The sequence below is a fragment of the Vibrio sp. 1-2 (7-a) genome, from assembly GCF_013048515.1.
GTDB lineage: Bacteria > Pseudomonadota > Gammaproteobacteria > Enterobacterales > Vibrionaceae > Vibrio > Vibrio diabolicus.
Map to the genome: position 1 here is coordinate 1 of NZ_VHSQ01000024.1, position 3126 is coordinate 3126.

Below are 3126 nucleotides of genomic sequence, written 5' to 3' on the forward strand. Positions count from 1 at the left end.
TCGAAACTCCTTCGGGTTGTATGGTTAAGTGACTAAGCGTACACGGTGGATGCCTTGGCAGTCAGAGGCGATGAAGGACGTATTAACTTGCGATAAGCCCAGATTAGGTAGTAAAAACCACTTGAGTCTGGGATTTCCGAATGGGGAAACCCACTTACATAAGTAAGTATCGTTATGTGAATACATAGCATAACGAGGCGAACCGGGGGAACTGAAACATCTAAGTACCCCGAGGAAAAGAAATCAACCGAGATTCCGAAAGTAGCGGCGAGCGAAATTGGACTAGCCCTTAAGCTTTATAGGCGTCAGGTGAACAAGCTGGAAAGCTTGGCGATACAGGGTGATAGCCCCGTAACTGACGACGCATATTCAGTGAAATCGAGTAGGGCGGGACACGTGATATCCTGTCTGAATATGGGGGGACCATCCTCCAAGGCTAAATACTACTGACTGACCGATAGTGAACCAGTACCGTGAGGGAAAGGCGAAAAGAACCCCTGTGAGGGGAGTGAAATAGAACCTGAAACCGTGTACGTACAAGCAGTAGGAGCAGGCTTTGTCCTGTGACTGCGTACCTTTTGTATAATGGGTCAGCGACTTATATTCAGTGGCAAGGTTAACCATCTAGGGGAGCCGTAGGGAAACCGAGTCTTAACTGGGCGTTCAGTCTCTGGATATAGACCCGAAACCAGGTGATCTAGCCATGGGCAGGTTGAAGGTTGAGTAACATCAACTGGAGGACCGAACCGACTAATGTTGAAAAATTAGCGGATGACTTGTGGCTAGGGGTGAAAGGCCAATCAAACCTGGAGATAGCTGGTTCTCCCCGAAAGCTATTTAGGTAGCGCCTCGGACGAATACTACTGGGGGTAGAGCACTGTTAAGGCTAGGGGGTCATCCCGACTTACCAACCCTTTGCAAACTCCGAATACCAGTAAGTACTATCCGGGAGACACACGGCGGGTGCTAACGTCCGTCGTGGAGAGGGAAACAACCCAGACCGCCAGCTAAGGTCCCAAATTACTACTAAGTGGGAAACGATGTGGGAAGGCTCAGACAGCCAGGATGTTGGCTTAGAAGCAGCCATCATTTAAAGAAAGCGTAATAGCTCACTGGTCGAGTCGGCCTGCGCGGAAGATGTAACGGGGCTAAGTAGTAAACCGAAGCTGCGGCAATATACTTTTGTATATTGGGTAGGGGAGCGTTCTGTAAGCGGTTGAAGGTGTGTGGTAACGCATGCTGGACGTATCAGAAGTGCGAATGCTGACATGAGTAACGATAAAGGGGGTGAAAAACCTCCTCGCCGGAAGACCAAGGGTTCCTGTCCAACGTTAATCGGGGCAGGGTAAGTCGACCCCTAAGGCGAGGCCGAAAGGCGTAGTCGATGGGAAACGGGTTAATATTCCCGTACTTCTTACAATTGCGATGGGGGGACGGAGAAGGCTAGGTGGGCCTGGCGACGGTTGTCCAGGTTCAAGTGCGTAGGCTGAAGAGTTAGGTAAATCCGGCTCTTCTTAAGGCTGAGACACGACGTCGAGCATCTACGGATGTGAAGTCATTGATGCCATGCTTCCAGGAAAAGCCTCTAAGCTTCAGATTGTAAGGAATCGTACCCCAAACCGACACAGGTGGTCGGGTAGAGAATACCAAGGCGCTTGAGAGAACTCGGGTGAAGGAACTAGGCAAAATGGTACCGTAACTTCGGGAGAAGGTACGCTCTCGACGGTGAAGTCCCTCGCGGATGGAGCTATTGAGAGTCGCAGATACCAGGTGGCTGCAACTGTTTATTAAAAACACAGCACTGTGCAAAATCGCAAGATGACGTATACGGTGTGACGCCTGCCCGGTGCCGGAAGGTTAATTGATGGGGTTAGACTTCGGTCGAAGCTCTTGATCGAAGCCCCGGTAAACGGCGGCCGTAACTATAACGGTCCTAAGGTAGCGAAATTCCTTGTCGGGTAAGTTCCGACCTGCACGAATGGCGTAATGATGGCCACGCTGTCTCCACCCGAGACTCAGTGAAATTGAAATCGCTGTGAAGATGCAGTGTACCCGCGGCTAGACGGAAAGACCCCGTGAACCTTTACTACAGCTTGGCACTGAACATTGACCCTACATGTGTAGGATAGGTGGGAGGCTTTGAAGCGCAGTCGCTAGATTGCGTGGAGCCGTCCTTGAAATACCACCCTTGTAGTGTTGATGTTCTAACGTCGACCCCTTATCGGGGTTGCGGACAGTGCCTGGTGGGTAGTTTGACTGGGGCGGTCTCCTCCCAAAGCGTAACGGAGGAGCACGAAGGTGGGCTAATCACGGTTGGACATCGTGAGGTTAGTGCAATGGCATAAGCCCGCTTGACTGCGAGAATGACAATTCGAGCAGGTGCGAAAGCAGGTCATAGTGATCCGGTGGTTCTGAATGGAAGGGCCATCGCTCAACGGATAAAAGGTACTCCGGGGATAACAGGCTGATACCGCCCAAGAGTTCATATCGACGGCGGTGTTTGGCACCTCGATGTCGGCTCATCACATCCTGGGGCTGAAGTCGGTCCCAAGGGTATGGCTGTTCGCCATTTAAAGTGGTACGCGAGCTGGGTTTAGAACGTCGTGAGACAGTTCGGTCCCTATCTGCCGTGGGCGTTGGAGAATTGAAAGGGGCTGCTCCTAGTACGAGAGGACCGGAGTGGACGAACCTCTGGTGTTCGGGTTGTGTCGCCAGACGCATTGCCCGGTAGCTAAGTTCGGGATCGATAACCGCTGAAAGCATCTAAGCGGGAAGCGAGCCTTGAGATGAGTTCTCCCTGATACTTTAAGTATCCTAAAGGGTTGTCGTAGACTACGACGTTGATAGGCAGGGTGTGTAAGCGTTGTGAGGCGTTGAGCTAACCTGTACTAATTGCCCGTGAGGCTTAACCATACAACACCCAAGGGGTTTTGATGGACTCAACTAAGAACGTTGAATGTGTAAGAACGAGAATTAAGAAACAGCTTTCCGAATTAAAGAATTTGCTTGGCGACCATAGCGTTTTGGACCCACCTGATTTCCATGCCGAACTCAGAAGTGAAACGAAATAGCGCCGATGGTAGTGTGGGGCTTCCCCATGTGAGAGTAGGACATCGCCAGGCTTTA

Annotated in this window: 2 rRNA genes; both read left to right on the forward strand. The window is 51.2% G+C overall.

Annotation, left to right across the window (positions count from 1 at the left end):
• The first annotated feature begins 22 nt into the window (after nucleotides 1–22).
• A 23S ribosomal RNA gene (locus tag FKN08_RS23550) occupies nucleotides 23–2913 on the forward strand.
• Nucleotides 2914–3005: 92 nt separating this feature from the next.
• Nucleotides 3006–3122, forward strand: a 5S ribosomal RNA gene (gene rrf, locus FKN08_RS23555).
• Nucleotides 3123–3126 lie beyond the last annotated feature (4 nt).